Here is a 15,820-nt window from a genome sequence, read left to right as displayed (position 1 = left end):
CATCGCAACGCAACGAGGAGGCCGCCGACGTGCCGGACAAGACGACCACTAGCGCGACGGCGGCCTCGTCGTCCGGCGGGCACGCGCCCGGCGGGCACGCGCCGCGTGCCGGCTGGAAGCGGGTCCTGCTGAAGCTCTCGGGCGAGGCGTTCGCCGGACGCGACCCCCTCGGCATCGACCCCGCGGTCGTCCAGCACGTCGCCGAGGCCATCGCCGAAGCCGTCCGGGACGGCGTGCAGGTGGCGGTCGTCTGCGGCGGCGGCAACATGTTCCGCGGCGCCGTCATGGCCGAACGCGGCATGGACCGCGGCCGCGCCGACTACATGGGCATGATCGGCACCGTCATCAACTGCCTCGCCCTGCAGGACTTCCTGGAGAAGCTCGGGCTGGACACGCGGGTGCAGACCGCCATCACCATGAGCCAGGTGGCCGAGCCCTACATCCCGAGGCGCGCCATACGGCACCTGGAGAAGGGCCGTGTGGTCATCTTCGGCGCGGGCCTCGGACAGCCCTTCTTCTCCACCGACACCACCGCCGCCCAGCGCGCGCTGGAGATCGGTGCGGAAGCGGTGCTGAAGGCGACGCAGGTGGACGGTGTGTACGACGCCGATCCACGAAAGAATCCAGACGCGGTCAAGTTCGACCGTTTGGATTACGGTGAAGTTCTACAGCGGGGCCTGAAGGTCATGGACGCCACGGCCATCAGTCTCTGCATGGACAACGCGCTCCCCATCGTGGTCTTCGATCTCATGGGGCAGGGCAACATCGTCCGGGCCGTCCGGGGTGAGAAGATCGGCACGCTGGTCAGCCCGGCCCAGGGCTGACCGCAGTCCGCGCCGGTGCCCAGCGCACCGTGCAACCGCAGGAGCAGGGCCGACCAGATGACATGGGAGTCACAGTGATCGACGAGACCCTCCTCGAGGCCGAGGAGAAGATGGAGAAGGCGGTCGCGGTCGCCAAGGAGGACTTCCAGGCCATCCGCACCGGCCGGGTCACCCCCGCGATGTTCAACAAGATCACCGCCGAGTACTACGGGACGCCGACGCCGATCAACCAGCTCGCGTCGTTCACGCTGCCCGAGCCGCGGATGGTCATCGTCCAGGTCTTCGACAAGTCGTCCACGCAGGCGGTGGAGAAGGCGATCCGCGACAGCGACCTCGGCGTCAACCCGACGAACGACGGCAACGTGATCCGGGTCGTGTTCCCCGAGCTGTCGGAGGAGCGCCGCCGGGACCTCATCAAGGTCGCCGGGACGAAGGCGGAGGAGAGCCGGGTCTCCATCCGCAACATCCGGCGCCGCGCCAAGGACACCCTCGACAAGCTCGCCAAGGACGGCGAGGCCGGTGAGGACGAGGTGCGGCGTGCCGAGAAGGAGCTCGACGACACGACGCATCGCTACGTGGCGCAGATCGACGAGCTGCTCGAGCACAAGAAGGCCGAACTGCTCGAAGTTTGATGGAACGCGACGACGCCGGGGAGCCCGTCGGCTCCCCGGACGAGCCGGAGGCCCACATGGCCGGCCCACCCCCCGGAGAAGCTCTGGACTCGCCCTCTGAGCAGGACGGATCCGTTGAGCAGGCGCCCTCGGCGGACGTTCCGTCCGCCGGCGCCACCGCCGCGGTGCCCCCTGAGGCGTCCCCCGAGACGCCCGCCGACACGTCCCCCGCAACCCCCGGGGCGCCCGCTGGGATCTCCTCTGGGACGCCCTCCGAGCCCCCTGGAGGCAAGCGGGAGAGCAAGACCGGCCGCAACCTGCCGCTCGCCATCGGCGTCGGAGTCGGCCTGGGCTCGCTCGTCCTGCTGTCGCTCTACACCGTCAAGGAGATCTTCCTTGGCGTGATGATCGTGTTTCTCTTCCTCGGCATGCGGGAGCTGACCGAGGCGCTCAAGAGCCGCGACATCCGCGTCCCGTTCATTCCGGTCGCGACCGGAATGGTCGGTACTCCGGTCGTCGCGTACGTGTGGGGCCCCACGGCCGCTGTGGCGGCAGTGTCCCTGACGGTGCTGGCCCTGCTGATGACGCGGATGACCGAAGGCGCCGACGGGTACGTGCGCGACGTCGCCGCAGGGTCGCTCGTGGCCGGCTACCTGGTGCTGATGGGCGGCATCGTCGCCCTGCTCATGCGCCCGGACGACGGCGACCACCGCATCGTCGTCTTCATCGCCACGACCGTCGCCAGCGACATCGGCGGCTACTTCGCCGGGTCCTTCCTCGGCAAGCACAAGCTGGCCCCCACGATCAGCCCCAAGAAGACCTGGGAGGGCGTCACCGGTTCGGCGATCACCTGCATGGCGGTCGGCGGGTGGCTGGTCTGGTGGCTGCTGGACGGCGGTCAGGTGTGGCAGGGCGTGCTCATCGGGCTCGCCGCCGTGGTCACCGCGACCGCCGGCGACCTCGTCGAGTCGATGATCAAGCGGGATCTCGGCATCAAGGACATGGGAACGCTCCTTCCCGGCCACGGCGGGGTGATGGACCGCCTCGACTCGCTGGTCGCGACGGCCCCCGTCGTGTGGCTTCTCTTGGAGCTGTTCCTGCCGAGCTAGGGCGCCGTGGGCTCCCTAGCGGGACGCATGGGGAGCTAGGAGATGACCCAGGATCGGCCCTGGTGCGCAAGGCGCCGTATGAGCGCGTCCGAGCCCTCGCTCTTCGCGTAGCGGTGGTCCTCACCGGTGATGGGTACGAGCCACAGCCACCTGACGGCGTCGCCGTTGAGCGTGAGGCCGGTCATCCCGGGGGCTGCAGGGCCGGCCAAACGGGTCGGGTCGTCCAGGAGCAGGACGCCCTCCCAGGACGACTCGCCACTGCTCAGCGGGAACGTGCGGGCCTCGTGGTACCACTTCACGACGTCCCCTGGGGCGAACCAGGTCACCGACCGCCATGGGTACTGGGCCAGCCAGGGGAAGATGCTGCCGGCCTTCTGGCTGGGCAGTGTGCTGGCGACGGCGAGTTCGATCCGCCCATAGGGGGCGACGTCGTCTTCGTACAGTTCGACCGTGGGCATGCGCTGGCGGCTCATCCCGACGGTGCTCAGGACGGTGAAGTCCCGGTCGCTCCTTGCCGGACGCTCCGAAACGCCTACGGTCGGGTAGGCCGCCGCCCTGCCGCCCGCCAGTTGCCGTCCTACGTCGTGCCAGTAGTGGCCACTTGGGCCGAGACGTTGCAGCAAGTGGCCGAGTATCGACTGCTGGAACTCCGCCCAGGAACCGTCGGCGCGGCACCGCTTCCAGTGCTCGCGCGCCTGCTCGATGCGCGGCCCGAAGTCCTCGATCTCCTCGTCCAGCGGGAACGCGAAGGGGCTCTGGCGCGCCGCGTCGCGCGCGTATCCGGGGATGCCGCGCCCCATGTCCGACCATCCGGGGATCACGAAGAGCGGATCGCCCGCCTCGAGGACGGCGACACCGTCGCCCTCCTCGAACCACACGACCTCCAGGGAATCGCCGTCCAGCGCCTTGCGTCCGGACGGGTGGCGCACGTGGGATTCCGGCAGGAGGGGCGGGTCTCCCGTGTCCAGGCGGGACTGGTCCAGTTCCTGAGGGGCCCTGCGGTGGTTCGCGACCCAGGTGGCCCCGACCACGGAGTCGCGCGCGTCCTTCAGATAGGCCGCGGTGACGTCACCGTCGGTCTCGACGACGAGCCGCCGACTGCCGTACGGGCTCGCCGCGGCGTGGACGAGCTTGGCCGCGGACCCACGGGGAGAGACACCGCCCCTACGCAAAACCGACATGATCGAGACCTTAGTCCTACACAAGGTCATGTGCAGGAATGTCGTCTTACGCGTCGGGGCGCCGCCCGTGGACGGACGATGCACAGGCCGGTGTTTGCGACACTGGGAGGACCATGTCTACGACCCAGCCCGCCACGACCGGTGCCGCGCCCAAGAAGACCCCGGCGAAGCTCGTCTTCGCCGCGCCCAGGCGCGGCAAGCCGCCGAGGCACCTCGCCGACCTCACCACCGCGGAGCGCCGCGAGGCGGTCACCGAGCTGGGGGAGAAGGCGTTCCGCGCGGACCAGCTGTCACGGCACTACTTCACCCGCCTGGTGGACGACCCCGCCGAGATGACGGATCTGCCGGCCGCCGTCCGCGAACGCCTGGTCTCCGAGCTTCTGCCTTCGCTGCTGACCCCCGTCCGCGAACTGGACTGCGACGGTGGGACGACCCTCAAGACGGTCTGGAAGGCCTTCGACGGTGTCCTGTTCGAGTCGGTGCTGATGCGCTACCCGGACCGGGCCACCATGTGCGTCTCGTCCCAGGCGGGGTGCGGTATGAACTGCCCCTTCTGTGCGACCGGGCAGGCCGGGCTGACACGCAACCTCTCCACCGCCGAGATAGTCGAGCAGGTAGCCGCCGGCGCGCGCGCACTCGCGCGGGGGCGCATCCCCGGTGGGCCCGGTCGAGTCTCCAACATCGTCTTCATGGGCATGGGCGAGCCCTTGGCCAACTACAAGGCGGTCATTGGCGCGGTACGCCGGATCACAGATCCGGCACCCGCGGGCCTGGGCATCTCCCAGCGTTCGGTGACCGTCTCCACGGTCGGGCTCGTTCCGGCGATCGAGAAGCTCGCCGCCGAGGACATGTCCGTCCGGCTGGCGGTGTCCTTGCACGCGCCTGACGACGAGCTGAGGGACGACCTCGTCCCCATCAACAACCGCTGGAAGGTTTCCGAGGTCCTGGACGCGGCATGGGCCTATGCCGACCGCAGCGGGCGCCGCGTGTCGATCGAGTACGCCCTCATCAAGGACGTCAACGACCAGGCGTGGCGGGCGGACCTTCTCGGCAGGCTCTTGCGCGGGAATCTCGTTCACGTCAATCTGATCCCGTTGAATCCGACGCCGGGTTCCAAGTGGACCGCCTCCCGGCCCGAGGACGAGCGCGAGTTCGTCCGCCGCCTGGAGGCCCACGGGGTCCCGGTCACGGTGCGCGACACTCGGGGCAGGGAGATCGACGGGGCCTGCGGCCAGCTCGCCGCGTCGACCAGGGACTGAGCGCGCCGCGGGCGTGCCCCTCGCGTCCCGCGCGCGGGGTGAGGAGCACGGTACCGGTGAGGACGAGCGCGCGATTGCCGGTGGTCATGCGCGGCTATGACCGGCACCAGGTCGACACCCTGCTGCGGCGGGTCGCGCAGGCGCTGGACGGCGGGCCTCCGGTCTCCGTGGAGGAGGTGCGCGCGACGCGCTTCGACGTCGTCCTGCGCGGTTACGACCACCGCGCGGTGGACGAACTGCTGCGCGAGTGCATCAGGGAGCTCCAGGCTCGGGGACCGATCGCGGAACGCCCCGGGCGCCCGCGCGCGCAGCCGTCCTGGCTGATCAACTGGATCCAGAACGCCCGGTTCTCCAGCGCCGGCCTGCGCACCGGCTACGACGTCCGTGACGTGGACGCCTTCCTGGACCGCGTCGTCGCCGGCCTGCGCGGGTCCGCCCCGCCGGTGAGCGCCCGCGATGTACGGGAATGCGCCTTCCGGGTCGTCCGGCTAGGACCCGGTTACGACGAGCAGGAGGTCGACCGCTTCCTGGTGCAGCTCGCCTCCGCCCTGGAACGCTGACCGAAGTTATCCACAATTTCGGCGGATGCTGCGCACCCCGCCCCGCTCGCGTCACGCTACGTGCATGGACGATCTCATCGCGCATTTCCGCCGGCTCCGCCTCCTCCTCGAAGCCTTCCTCTCACCGGAGATCACGGCCGTCCTGCTGCCGCTGGCCAAGCCGGCGCTGCGACTCGGCACCGGAGACGGGGTGCCCGTCCACCTCGGCGGCGCGCCGCTCCTCCCGCCGGGGGAGACGTGGCCGGAGTGGAACGGCCGCCCCCTCGACTTCCTCGGTGCGATCGACTTCGCCGACCTCGCAGGCTTCGGGAAGATCCCCGGCATACCCGTCACCGGAACGACCGCGTTCTACTACGCCACCGAGATCCCGCGCCCCTGGGGCAACGAGCCCGCCCACCGGGACGGCTGGCGCGTCTTCACCGGCACCCTCCGAGAGGCGACGCCACCGCCCAAGACGATCACGCCCCCCAAGATCACCTTGAACGCCACCCCGTTCCTCTCTCTGCCCTCACCCCAGGAGCCTGCGGTCCAGCGCCTGGAGAACATCTATAGCGGGGTGCTGTCCGTGTACGTGCAACTCCACGCCGCGTGGACACGCCACACATGGCCGGACGACACGCCGGCACACCAACTGGGGGGATGGCCCGCCCTCGTCCAACGCCCACTGGGCCCCGACTGCCTGTACGCCTCGACGGGCCGCACCTTGACGTCCCTCCAGTCCCCGGCGCTCACGCCTGATGAGCAGCGCACCGTAGAAGAGTGGCAGCTCCTGCTCCAGCTCGACTCCGACCCTCGCCTTGGCTGGTACTGGGGCGACCCGGGCCGCGTCTACTTCTGCAACCGCCAGAACACCCCGCTGGAGGAAACCTGGCTGAGCCTCCAAGCCGCCTGAGGCACCCAAACCAAGACCGCCACCGCCGAAACAGCCTCCTTCAGCAACACTGACCGGAAGGCATCCGCAAACAGCGGTTTGAGGATTGGGTTCGCTATGGCGCTGTGATGGACGGGCGCGGTTGCCGAGTGAGTCGAACAGGAGGACTGCTCACTTGGCTGCGTGGGCCGCGCGGGCTTCTCCGGGTTCTTCACCTTTGGGCAGGGGCCGACGGGCCACCGTCAACCGGGTGGCAGGCGTCTGCGCCCGCGTCGCGAGGAGCGTTGCGCTTGCTGTGAGTGGTGAGGTGCCCCACGGAGCCAAAAGCCCCTACGTGGCTGCGGTGCGGCGCGCAACCGTGAGGTAGAAGAAGCCGACGACCAGAGACCAGATGAGTAGGTGCAGGGCTATGGCGGGGAAGTCGGAAATGAAGGTGTCGGGGCCGTCATGGGCCGCGCGCAACCATTCGATCATCGGGACGGAGAGCCAGGCCAGCGGGCCGATGCCGAGGAGGAGAATCGCGACGGCCCCGCCGAGGAGCGCAAGCAGCGAGACACCGGGGTCGGGGATGAGGGCGCGGCTCGTGCAGGCACCGAGCAAAGTCCCCGGGACGGCGACAAGGACGTTCAGCCCGCACCCCGTCAAGACGGCCGAGCCGTGAGAGCCCGCTTGGACGGCGTGCAGGAGAGGGACGGCCAAGGCGACGGCGCCCAGGCAGAGGTTCACGCCGTAGGCGGCGAGGAGCCCCGCCCAGACGGGGATGGACGGGCGGCGGACGGCGGTCGCCGTCAGGGCCCGCTGTTCGTCGGGCGCGGTGTCGAGCAGCGCGCGCGCCGCCCAGGCCCACACAGGGAACATGACGGCCGCAACGTCCGCGAAGGTCATGGCGGCGAGGTCGGCGGCATCGGGCCCGCTCGGTCCCTGGAAGAGGACAAGCGCCACGAAGAGGAACACGAGGATGAGGGGGTGCAGGACGCGCAGCGAACGGGCGTAGCCCGCGACCTGGAACCGGACGAGCGCGATCACCTCTCGGGCCTCCGCACTCGATAGCCGTCCGCGCGCAGCTTGGTCTCCACGGTGTCGGCCTCGTCTCGGGGCACCTCCACCTCAAGGACGGTCCACTCGTCGGTCTCGCCGGCCTTGTCGCTGTCGCCGGCCTTGTCGCTGTCGCTGGTCTTGTCGCTGTCGCTGGTCTTGTCGCTGTCGCTGTCGCTGGTCTCGTTGGTCTCGCCGGCGAGGCGGGTCACCGATGTGTCGGCCACCCGCAGCCGGTCGATGCCGGGAAGGGTCTCGATGCAGCGCTGGTGGTCGCTGACGACCACGGTGGTGCCGCCGGCGGCGAATTCGGAGATCAGCGCGGGGAGTTCATCGCGGGTCACCGCGTCCAGGCCCGCGAACGGTTCGTCCAGGACAAGGAGTTGCGGGTCGCCCATGAGGGCCTGAGCGAGCCCGACCTTCTGGGCGCTGCCCTTCGACAGTTCGGAGAGCCGCACATCGAGGAGGTGATCGAAGCGGAGCCGCTCCGACCACGCACTGACCGCGTCCTCCGGCACCCTGCGGATGGCGGCCATGTGCCCCAGGTACCCGCGCACACTGAACGGCTGGTCCACAGGGAAACGCTCTGGCGCGTATCCGACTCGCGCTGGCCGTTCTATGACGACGCCCCCACGCGGCCTCCGCAATCCGGCGATCACACGGAGCAGCGTCGATTTCCCGGCACCGTTGTGGCCGGTCACTTCGGTGACGCTTCCCGCGGAGAGGGCCAGGGTGACATCCCTGAGCACCCAGGGGTCCCTCCGCCGGTAACGAAAGGCGACGTTCTCCAGCCGCATGAACACCACACCGTAGGCGCACCCCCATAAGGACGCCGTTAACCGGTCACCGCGTCCGCTCCGTGCACCCCACCGCAGCCCGCTGAACGCCGCCCCCCCCACCACCCTCCCGCACCCCCGTCCGGCACATTCGGGGACCGGTGGGCCGCCGCGCTTCTCGGCTCCGCCTGCGGCCTTCGCGTCGGGAGCCGCGGAGCGTGCCTGCCATCTCCCGCAACTTCGTCCGGCTTTTGGCGGCCGGTGGGTTGGCGTGTGTCTCGGCTCGGGCTGTGGTCCTCGCGCCGGGAGCGGGGAACGTGCTCGCCGCCTTCCGCAACCTTGTCAGGCATTCCGAACTCGGCGAGTCGGCGCGTTTTTCCGGCTCCGGCCGGGGCACTCGCGCCGGGAGTCGGGGGAGTGGCCGCTGCTTCCTGCAATCTCGTGTGGTGTGTTCGGGGGGCGGTGGGGTGTGGCTTGGGGCTGGCTCCGTCCTTGTGGTGGGAGTTGTGGGACTTGGCTTCTTTCTGGTCGGCGGCGGTGGGGGAGGATGGGGGGATGGGTGGGTGTGTGTTCTGCGAAGTCGTCAAAGGGGAGCGGGCGGCGCATGTGGTGCTGGACGAGCCCGATGTGATGGCGTTCCTTGATGCGCGGCCCCTGTTCAAGGGGCACACGCTGCTGGTTCCGCGGGAGCATTATGAGACGCTCACCGATCTGCCCGGGGAGTTCCTCGGGCCGTTCTTCGGGTATGCGCAGCGGCTCGCGGGGGCGATGGAGTCGGTGCTCGGCGCGGCGGGGTCGTTCGTGGCGATGAACAACCGGGTCAGTCAGAGCGTGCCGCACCTGCATGTGCACGTGGTCCCGCGCAACCGCAAGGACGGGTTGCGCGGGTTCTTCTGGCCGAGGCAGAAGTACGCGTCGGACGCGGAGGCGGCCGAGTACGCCGAGCGCTTGGGCGGGGCTCTCAGCTCAGGTTGACCGCGGGCGCGGCCAGGGCCGTCAGGACGGCGGTGCAGGGGGCGGCCATGTCCGGCTCGGGCGGCGCCTCCTGGGCGGCCGCGTGTTCGTAGAGGTCGCGTTCGGCCCGGTCCAGGGCCGTGGACAGGACGTAGTCGGTGACCGTCCAGCCGATCAGCTCCGCCGCCTTGCGGATCACGAGGTACTGGTCGGCGGAGGTCGGGAAGGCGATGCGCTCGGTGGCGGGAAGGTCCTGGCGGACCGGCTCGGGCATGGCCGATCTCCCTCCTTACGGCATCTCAACGTACGCCGTGCGGTAGTGCCGGGACATCCCCATTGAGAACGAGAAGTGCGCGGGGTCAGCGCGTTCCCCAGGAGTAGGTCTGCTTGCGGAGCTTCAGGTAGACGAAGCTCTCGGTGGAGACGACGCCGGGGACGGCGCGGATGCGCCCGAGGAGCTCCAGGAGGCGCTCGTCGTCCTCGCAGACGAGCTCGACGAGGATGTCGAACGAGCCGGCGGTGATGACGACGTAGTCGATCTCGGGGAGGTCGGCGAGCTCGTCGGCGATCTTCTCCAGGTCGCCCTCGCACTTGACGCCGATCATCATCTGCCGGGAGAAGCCGAGCATGAGCGGGTCGGTGACGCCGACGATCTGCATGACGCCGGTGTCGAGGAGCTTCTGGACGCGCTGGCGGACGGCGGCCTCGGAGAGGCCGACGGCCTTGCCGATGGCGGCGTAGGAGCGGCGGCCGTCCTGCTGGAGCTGCTCGATGATGTGCTTCGCGGTCTCGTCGAGCTGGACGCGTGCTGCGCGATCCATGAGTTGGTCTCCTAGCTGCGGCATCGAGAGTGTGAGGCGTCTGCGTCAAGTGAATCAGTCGCGAAACTGGATCGTAACAACGGAATCACTTGTAATGGGGGGAGTCGTCTGTAAGGGTCTGGGCCTACAGGACACAACGGGCACCGGTGCCCAGGAGGGACCTGAGGATGAGCGGCGAGCGGCTGCGCAACTTTATCGGCGGCGAGTACGTGGACGCCAAGGACGGGCGGACGCTGGAGGTGGTCGATCCGAGCACCGGCGAGGTGTACGCGGAGGCCCCGGTGTCCGGTGCCGCGGACGTCGACGCGGCGTTCCGCGCGGCGGCCGACGCGTTCCCCGCCTGGCGCGACGCCACGCCGGCGGAGCGGAGCCTGGCGATGCTGCGGTTCGCGGACGCCGTCGAGGCGCGCGCGCAGGACCTCGTCGAGGCGGAGGTCCGCGATACGGGCAAGCCCGTCCAGCTGACCCTGGACGAGGAGATGCCGCCGATGGTGGACAACCTCCGGTTCTTCGCCGGGGCGTCGCGGGTCCTGGAGGGCAAGGCGACCGGCGAGTACATGGCGGACCACACGTCGTCGGTCCGGCGCGAGCCGATCGGGGTGTGCGCGCAGGTCACGCCGTGGAACTACCCGATGATGATGGCGGTCTGGAAGTTCGGTCCGGCGCTGTCGGCGGGCAACACGGTGGTGTTGAAGCCGTCCGAGACGACACCGGCGAGCACGCTGATGCTGGCGGAGATCGCGGCCGAGTTCCTGCCTCCGGGCGTCTTCAACGTGATCTGCGGTGACCGGGACACCGGCCGCGCGCTGGTGGAGCACCCGACGCCGCAGATGGTGTCCATCACCGGCAGCGTCCGGGCCGGGATGGAGGTCGCCGCGGCGGCGGCCAAGGACCTCAAGCGGGTCCATCTGGAGCTGGGCGGCAAGGCGCCGGTGGTGGTGTTCGACGACGCCGATGTCGAGGCCGCCGCGACCGGCATCGCCGAGGCGGGGTACTTCAACGCCGGGCAGGACTGCACCGCCGCGACGCGGGTGCTCGTCGCCGAGCGGCTGCGGGGCGAGTTCACCGAGGCGCTCGTCGAGGCCGCCAAGGGCACGGTGGTGGGGCCGCCGAGCGACGCCGACGCCTACTACGGGCCGGTCAACAACGAGAACCAGCTGGCCCGGGTGCAGGGGTTCATCGACAGGGCGCCGGGCCACGCGGAGGTCCTGGCCGGCGGGGAGCGCGTCGGCGACCGCGGCTACTTCTTCGCGCCGACCGTCGTCGGCGGCCTGAAGCAGGACGACGAGATGGTGCAGAACGAGGTGTTCGGGCCGGTCATCACGGTGCAGGGCTTCTCGGACGAGCAGCAGGCCGTCGCCTGGGCGAACGGCGTCAAGTACGGCCTGGCGGCGAGCGTGTGGACGCGGGACCACGGCCGCGCCATGCGCATGACGAAGGCGCTCGACTTCGGCGCCGTGTGGGTCAACACCCACATCCCGTTCGTGTCGGAGATGCCGCACGGCGGCTTCAAGCACTCCGGCTACGGCAAGGACATGTCGATGTACGGCATCGAGGACTACACCCGCGTCAAGCACGTCATGCACTACATCGGCGGCTGACCGTCCGTACGAGCCCGTGAAGGAAGACCCGCCATGACCGAGACCCAGCAGGCCCCGGCGCGCGAAGACCCGGGGCGCACCCTCCCCGCCATCGAGCTCGCGGGAGTGCAGAAGGCGTACCACGCCCATGGCGAGACCGTGGCCGCGGTCCGCGGCGTCGACCTGGAGATCGCGCAGGGCGAGTTCTTCTCGCTGCTCGGCCCGTCCGGCTGCGGCAAGACGACGACCATGCGCGTGATCGCCGGTTTCGAGGAGCCGACGGCGGGCCGGGTGCGCCTGCACGGGCGGGACGTCACCGGCGTGCCGCCCAACCGGCGCGACGTGAACATGGTGTTCCAGTCCTACGCGCTGTTCCCGCACATGAGCGTGTTCGAGAACGTCGCGTTCGGGCTGCGCCGGCGCGGCGTCCCGAAGGCCGAGATCACCCGGCGGGTCGGCGACATGCTGGGCATCGTCGACCTGGCGGGACGGGAGAAGCGCCGTCCCGCCGAGCTGTCCGGCGGCCAGCAGCAGCGGGTCGCGCTGGCCCGCGCGCTGGTGAACCGGCCGCGCGCCCTGCTGCTGGACGAGCCGCTCGGCGCGCTCGACCTGAAGCTGCGGCAGGCGATGCAGGTCGAGCTGAAGCGGATCCAGCGGGAGGTCGGCATCACGTTCGTGTACGTGACGCACGACCAGGGCGAGGCCCTGACGATGTCGGACCGCATCGCCGTCATGAACGACGGGCTGATCGAGCAGCTCGGCACGCCGCGGGAGATCTACGAGCATCCCGCGTCGCGGTTCGTGGCCGGGTTCATCGGGACGTCCAACCTGCTCGGCGGGGAGGTCGCCGAGACCGGGCCGGGCACCGCGGTGATCTCCTACGGCGCGGACGGCCGTATCGAGGTGCCGGTGCGGGACGGTCTGGCGGTCGCGGCGGGGGAGCGGCTGGAGCTGACCGTCCGGCCCGAGAAGATCGGCATCGGGCCGGAGCGGCCGGCGGACGGCCTGTGCGGCGTCCGCGGCACCGTGACCGAGGTCGTGTACCTCGGGACGTCGACGAACTACAACATCACCACCGCCGCCGGAGCCGACGTCGTCGTGTTCCTGCAGAACGCCACGTCCGCCGACGACATCGCCGCCCGGGGCGACACCGTCTGGCTGTCGTGGGACCCGCGCCACTCTTACGCCATAGGAGCCCCCCAGTGAGCAACATCGATCCCGCCTTCCTGCGCGGTCTCACGCGGCCGCGCCTGGCACGGTCCAGCTACGCCCGGCGGGACGTCCTGCGGATGATGGGCGCCGCGGGGGCGGGCCTCGCGCTGTCCGCCTGCGGCGTGCAGGGGCAGGGCGGCAAGGAGAAGGTCAGCCAGACCGACGTGCAGGAGTTCTGGGCGGGCAAGGCCAAGAAGGGCAGCCTCAACTGGGCGAACTGGCCGGGCTACATGCAGGACGACCGGGAGACGATCAAGGCGTTCGAGAAGGAGACGGGCATCAAGGTGACCTACAAGGAGGTCATCCAGGAGATGGGCCCGTGGTTCGGCAAGATCCAGGCGCCGCTGTCGGCGGGCCAGTCCATCGGGTTCGACCTGATGGTGATGACGAACGGCATCCAGCTGGAGCAGTGCCGCCAGCTCGGCTACCTGGCGCCGCTCGACCTGGCGAAGCTGCCGAACTTCCAGAAGAACGCGGGGGAGTCGTTCAAGAACCCGTCGTACGACCCCGGAAACGCGCACACGATCCCGTACGAGTCGGGCGTCACCGGCATCGCGTACAACACCAAGTACGTCGACGAGGAGATCACGAGCATCGCGCAGCTCTTCGACGCGAAGTACAAGGGCAAGGTCGGCATGATGGCCGACTCGCAGGAGCTCGGGAACTTCGGGATGTTCCTGCTCGGCGTCGACCCGGAGAAGTCGACGAAGGCCGACTGGGAGAAGGCCGCGGCGAAGCTCCGCGAGCAGCGCGACAAGGGCATCGTCCGCAAGTACTACAGCCAGGACTACGTGGACGCCGTCAGCAAGGGCGACGTGTGGATGACGATGGCGTGGTCCGGTGACGTCTACAGCCTCACCAGTCCGGACGTGAAGTTCGTGGTGCCCAAGGAGGGCGGCACGATCTGGACCGACAACCTGTGCATCCCGAAGACGGCCGAGAACCCGGTGGACGCGCTGGCGCTCATGGACTGGCTGTACGTCCCGGAGAACAACGTCCCGCTGACCGAGTTCATCAACTACATGCCGCCGATCCCGTCCACGCAGGAGCTGCTGAAGCAGAAGGCGGCCGCGGCCACGGGCGACGACAAGAAGGACCTGACCCGGCTCAGCACCAGCCCGCTGATCTTCCCGACGCAGGACGACCTGGCGAAGCTGCGGCACTACCGCAGGCTCACCAAGGCCGAGGAGGCCGAGTACCAGAAGATCTTCGAGCCCATCGCCAAGGGGTCGTGATGGCGCGGGGGGAGCGGGGCCGACCGCCGGGCCGGGGACGGCTCGCGCCGTACCTCATGATCCTGCCGAGCGGGCTGTGGATGGCGGCGTTCTTCCTCGTCCCGATGGTGCTGATGGTGTCCCTGTCGCTGCAGACGGGCAACCTGATCGACGGGTTCCGGCAGACGTTCCACTGGCAGAACTACGTCGACGGGCTCCACACCTACGGCGACAAGTTCGTCCGGTCGCTCTGGTACGGGTTCCTGGCGACGGCGGCGTGCATCGCGATCGCCTACCCGGCCGCGTACTGGATCGCGTTCCGCGGCGGCCGGCACAAGTCGACGTACCTGTTCCTGCTCCTGCTCCCGTACTTCGTCTCGTTCATCCTGCGGACGGTGTCGTGGAAGCTGGTGCTGACCGACAACGGCCCCGTCCTCGGGCCGCTGCGGCACAGCGGGATCGTCCCGGACGACTTCCACATCCTGGACACGGGCCTCGCGGTCGTCTCCGGGCTCACCTACAACTTCCTGCCGTTCATGGTGCTGCCGATCTACGTGGCGCTGGAGCGGATCGACCACCGCGTGGTCGAGGCGGCCTACGACCTGTACGCGAGCCGCCTGCAGGCGTTCGCGAAGGTGATCCTGCCGCTGTCGCTGCCCGGCGTCTTCGCCGGCGTGATCATGACGTTCGTGCCGGTGTCGTCCGACTACGTCAACGCCGAGGTGCTCGGCGGCCCGCAGAACACCATGATCGGCAACGTGATCCAGACCGAGTACTTCAACAACAGCGCCTACCCGATGGCGTCGGCGCTGTCGTTCTCGCTGATGGCGATCCTGCTCGTCGGGATCTTCGCCTACGCGCGCACCCTCGGCACGCAGGACGTTCTGGAGGCGGCGGGACGATGACGACGCTCACCACCCCGGAGACCCCGGAGACCCCGGACGTGAGGGAGAAGCCCCCGGCGGCGCGCCCGCGCCGGAAGGTCTCGGGCCTGCACGTCTACACGCTCGTGCTGATCGCCTGGCTGATCCTGCCGATCGCGATCATGATCCTGTTCGGGTTCAACGACACCCGCAGCAAGCAGAACTTCGAGTGGCAGGGCTTCACGCTCAAGTGGTACCGGCACCTGTTCGACAAGAGCGACCTCACCACCGCCGTCGTCAACTCGCTGACGATCGCCCTGCTCAGCACGCTGATCACCACGGTCCTCGGGACGTTCGCGGGCCTCGCGCTCGGCCGCTACCGGTTCCGCGGCAAGGGCTCGACGAACCTGGTGCTGTTCATGGCGATCTCCTGCCCGGAGATCGTGATGGGCGCGTCGCTGCTGTCGATGTTCGTCACCTTCAACCTGCCGCGCGGCTACCTGACGATCCTCGTGGCGCACGTGATGTTCTCGATCGCGTTCGTCGCCGTGACCGTCCGGGCCCGCGTCGTCGGCCTCGACCCGGCGGTGGAGGAGGCGGCGCAGGACCTCGGGGCCGGACCGTGGACGCGGTTCCGCCTCGTCACGCTGCCGATGATCATGCCGGGGGTGCTGGCGGGGGCGCTGCTGGCGTTCGTGCTGTCGATCGACGACTTCATCATCACCAACTTCACCAGCGGCGCGACCGTCACCTTCCCGCTGTGGATCTACGGCTCCACCCGGACGGGCACGCCGCCGCAGGTGAACGTGATGGGCACGCTCATCTTCGCGGTCGGCGTCGTCATCGCGGTCATCTCGGCGCGCCGCAACATCCGCGCCGCCCGCTGACGGCGCCGCCCCGCCGGGGATACCGCTCGCGACACCGCATGACCTGACGACGCCGACACCGGG

General features: G+C 69.5%; 17 protein-coding genes. 12 read left to right on the top strand and 5 right to left on the bottom strand.

All coding sequences use genetic code 11. The annotated features are described in order from the left end of the window. Positions 1-29: 29 nt before the first annotated feature. The 3 genes from pyrH to ACGFI1_RS04565 all read left to right on the top strand — a co-directional run bounded on the left by pyrH (position 30) and on the right by ACGFI1_RS04565 (position 2,544). Positions 30-824 carry a UMP kinase gene (pyrH, locus tag ACGFI1_RS04575; RefSeq protein WP_386867295.1) on the top strand — a complete coding sequence of 265 codons (795 nt, stop codon included), beginning with the start codon at positions 30-32 and terminating at the stop codon, positions 822-824. Positions 825-898: 74 nt separating this feature from the next. Further along, on the top strand, positions 899-1,456 hold the full coding sequence (gene frr, locus ACGFI1_RS04570; protein WP_386868008.1) for a ribosome recycling factor: 558 nt from the start codon (positions 899-901) through the stop codon (positions 1,454-1,456). After that, positions 1,456-2,544: a phosphatidate cytidylyltransferase gene (locus ACGFI1_RS04565; RefSeq protein ID WP_392782874.1), complete on the top strand. Its 1,089-nt coding sequence runs from the start codon at positions 1,456-1,458 to the stop codon at positions 2,542-2,544. Before frr ends, ACGFI1_RS04565 begins: the two co-directional genes overlap by 1 nt. A gap of 35 nt (positions 2,545-2,579) precedes the next feature. Here the strand turns inward: ACGFI1_RS04565 and ACGFI1_RS04560 are convergent, their stop codons facing one another. After that, the gene (locus ACGFI1_RS04560) at positions 2,580-3,725 is read right to left on the bottom strand and encodes a suppressor of fused domain protein (RefSeq protein WP_392782871.1); all 1,146 of its coding nucleotides are present in this window, start codon (positions 3,723-3,725) and stop codon (positions 2,580-2,582) included. A 113-nt stretch (positions 3,726-3,838) separates the two neighbouring features. Between ACGFI1_RS04560 and rlmN the strand changes: the two genes are divergently transcribed. The 3 genes from rlmN (at position 3,839) to ACGFI1_RS04545 (ending at position 6,436) form a co-directional block, all read left to right on the top strand. Then, complete coding sequence (rlmN, locus tag ACGFI1_RS04555) at positions 3,839-4,984, top strand: 23S rRNA (adenine(2503)-C(2))-methyltransferase RlmN (protein ID WP_301175653.1); 1,146 nt, start codon at positions 3,839-3,841, stop codon at positions 4,982-4,984. 56 nt (positions 4,985-5,040) lie between these two features. Further along, positions 5,041-5,544, top strand: coding sequence for a DivIVA domain-containing protein (locus ACGFI1_RS04550; protein ID WP_138641479.1), 504 nt, complete (start codon positions 5,041-5,043; stop codon positions 5,542-5,544). Positions 5,545-5,608: 64 nt separating this feature from the next. Continuing rightward, complete coding sequence (locus tag ACGFI1_RS04545; RefSeq protein ID WP_392782868.1) at positions 5,609-6,436, top strand: DUF1963 domain-containing protein; 828 nt, start codon at positions 5,609-5,611, stop codon at positions 6,434-6,436. Positions 6,437-6,745: 309 nt separating this feature from the next. Here ACGFI1_RS04545 and ACGFI1_RS04540 read toward each other — a convergent pair whose 3' ends face one another. Both ACGFI1_RS04540 and ACGFI1_RS04535 read right to left on the bottom strand, forming a co-directional pair. After that, complete coding sequence (locus ACGFI1_RS04540; RefSeq protein WP_392782865.1) at positions 6,746-7,441, bottom strand: hypothetical protein; 696 nt, start codon at positions 7,439-7,441, stop codon at positions 6,746-6,748. Then, positions 7,438-8,247, bottom strand: a complete 810-nt coding sequence (locus ACGFI1_RS04535; protein ID WP_392782862.1) for an ATP-binding cassette domain-containing protein — start codon at positions 8,245-8,247, stop codon at positions 7,438-7,440. The genes ACGFI1_RS04540 and ACGFI1_RS04535 overlap by 4 nt, the downstream gene beginning before the upstream one ends. Positions 8,248-8,781: 534 nt before the next feature. On the opposite strand from ACGFI1_RS04535, the gene ACGFI1_RS04530 reads away from it, so the two are divergent. Then, positions 8,782-9,201 (top strand): HIT family protein, encoded by a 420-nt coding sequence (locus tag ACGFI1_RS04530; protein ID WP_138641864.1) that lies wholly within the window; start codon positions 8,782-8,784, stop codon positions 9,199-9,201. Here ACGFI1_RS04530 and ACGFI1_RS04525 read toward each other — a convergent pair. Together ACGFI1_RS04525 and ACGFI1_RS04520 are read right to left on the bottom strand one after the other, a co-directional pair. Further along, positions 9,188-9,454 carry a type II toxin -antitoxin system TacA 1-like antitoxin gene (locus ACGFI1_RS04525; protein ID WP_138641863.1) on the bottom strand — a complete coding sequence of 89 codons (267 nt, stop codon included), beginning with the start codon at positions 9,452-9,454 and terminating at the stop codon, positions 9,188-9,190. The two genes, ACGFI1_RS04530 and ACGFI1_RS04525, sit on opposite strands and share 14 nt — an antisense overlap. Positions 9,455-9,539: 85 nt before the next feature. Further along, positions 9,540-10,001 (bottom strand): Lrp/AsnC family transcriptional regulator, encoded by a 462-nt coding sequence (locus ACGFI1_RS04520; protein WP_240808584.1) that lies wholly within the window; start codon positions 9,999-10,001, stop codon positions 9,540-9,542. A gap of 167 nt (positions 10,002-10,168) precedes the next feature. On the opposite strand from ACGFI1_RS04520, the gene ACGFI1_RS04515 reads away from it, so the two are divergent. Genes ACGFI1_RS04515 through ACGFI1_RS04495 form a run of 5 tightly spaced genes read left to right on the top strand, consistent with a single transcriptional unit; the run spans position 10,169 to position 15,757 of the window. Further along, complete coding sequence (locus tag ACGFI1_RS04515) at positions 10,169-11,602, top strand: gamma-aminobutyraldehyde dehydrogenase (protein ID WP_138641861.1); 1,434 nt, start codon at positions 10,169-10,171, stop codon at positions 11,600-11,602. 33 nt (positions 11,603-11,635) lie between these two features. Further along, positions 11,636-12,787 carry an ABC transporter ATP-binding protein gene (locus ACGFI1_RS04510; protein WP_392782857.1) on the top strand — a complete coding sequence of 384 codons (1,152 nt, stop codon included), beginning with the start codon at positions 11,636-11,638 and terminating at the stop codon, positions 12,785-12,787. Beyond that, positions 12,784-14,028 (top strand): polyamine ABC transporter substrate-binding protein, encoded by a 1,245-nt coding sequence (locus ACGFI1_RS04505; RefSeq protein WP_392782853.1) that lies wholly within the window; start codon positions 12,784-12,786, stop codon positions 14,026-14,028. The genes ACGFI1_RS04510 and ACGFI1_RS04505 overlap by 4 nt, the downstream gene beginning before the upstream one ends. After that, positions 14,028-14,912: an ABC transporter permease gene (locus ACGFI1_RS04500; RefSeq protein WP_392782848.1), complete on the top strand. Its 885-nt coding sequence runs from the start codon at positions 14,028-14,030 to the stop codon at positions 14,910-14,912. Before ACGFI1_RS04505 ends, ACGFI1_RS04500 begins: the two co-directional genes overlap by 1 nt. Continuing rightward, positions 14,909-15,757, top strand: coding sequence for an ABC transporter permease (locus ACGFI1_RS04495; RefSeq protein ID WP_392782844.1), 849 nt, complete (start codon positions 14,909-14,911; stop codon positions 15,755-15,757). The genes ACGFI1_RS04500 and ACGFI1_RS04495 overlap by 4 nt, the downstream gene beginning before the upstream one ends. Positions 15,758-15,820: the final 63 nt, after the last annotated feature.

It is taken from the genome of Actinomadura geliboluensis, from assembly GCF_043197915.1.
GTDB lineage: Bacteria > Actinomycetota > Actinomycetes > Streptosporangiales > Streptosporangiaceae > Spirillospora > Spirillospora geliboluensis.
The sequence above is the reverse complement of the archived record's forward strand: the minus strand, read 5'-3'. Positions and strand labels throughout refer to the sequence as shown.

What these genes read in the sequence shown, in the direction of transcription:
- ACGFI1_RS04565 (WP_392782874.1), top strand. Translation starts at nt 1,456, where the DNA reads ATGGAACGCGACGACGCCGGGGAGCCCGTCGGCTCCCCGGACGAGCCG.
- ACGFI1_RS04525 (WP_138641863.1), bottom strand. Translation starts at nt 9,454, where the DNA reads ATGCCCGAGCCGGTCCGCCAGGACCTTCCCGCCACCGAGCGCATCGCC.
- ACGFI1_RS04495 (WP_392782844.1), top strand. Translation starts at nt 14,909, where the DNA reads ATGACGACGCTCACCACCCCGGAGACCCCGGAGACCCCGGACGTGAGG.
- ACGFI1_RS04530 (WP_138641864.1), top strand. Translation starts at nt 8,782, where the DNA reads ATGGGTGGGTGTGTGTTCTGCGAAGTCGTCAAAGGGGAGCGGGCGGCG.
- ACGFI1_RS04515 (WP_138641861.1), top strand. Translation starts at nt 10,169, where the DNA reads ATGAGCGGCGAGCGGCTGCGCAACTTTATCGGCGGCGAGTACGTGGAC.
- ACGFI1_RS04545 (WP_392782868.1), top strand. Translation starts at nt 5,609, where the DNA reads ATGGACGATCTCATCGCGCATTTCCGCCGGCTCCGCCTCCTCCTCGAA.
- ACGFI1_RS04510 (WP_392782857.1), top strand. Translation starts at nt 11,636, where the DNA reads ATGACCGAGACCCAGCAGGCCCCGGCGCGCGAAGACCCGGGGCGCACC.
- ACGFI1_RS04500 (WP_392782848.1), top strand. Translation starts at nt 14,028, where the DNA reads ATGGCGCGGGGGGAGCGGGGCCGACCGCCGGGCCGGGGACGGCTCGCG.
- rlmN (WP_301175653.1), top strand. Translation starts at nt 3,839, where the DNA reads ATGTCTACGACCCAGCCCGCCACGACCGGTGCCGCGCCCAAGAAGACC.
- ACGFI1_RS04535 (WP_392782862.1), bottom strand. Translation starts at nt 8,247, where the DNA reads ATGCGGCTGGAGAACGTCGCCTTTCGTTACCGGCGGAGGGACCCCTGG.
- ACGFI1_RS04560 (WP_392782871.1), bottom strand. Translation starts at nt 3,725, where the DNA reads ATGTCGGTTTTGCGTAGGGGCGGTGTCTCTCCCCGTGGGTCCGCGGCC.
- ACGFI1_RS04520 (WP_240808584.1), bottom strand. Translation starts at nt 10,001, where the DNA reads ATGGATCGCGCAGCACGCGTCCAGCTCGACGAGACCGCGAAGCACATC.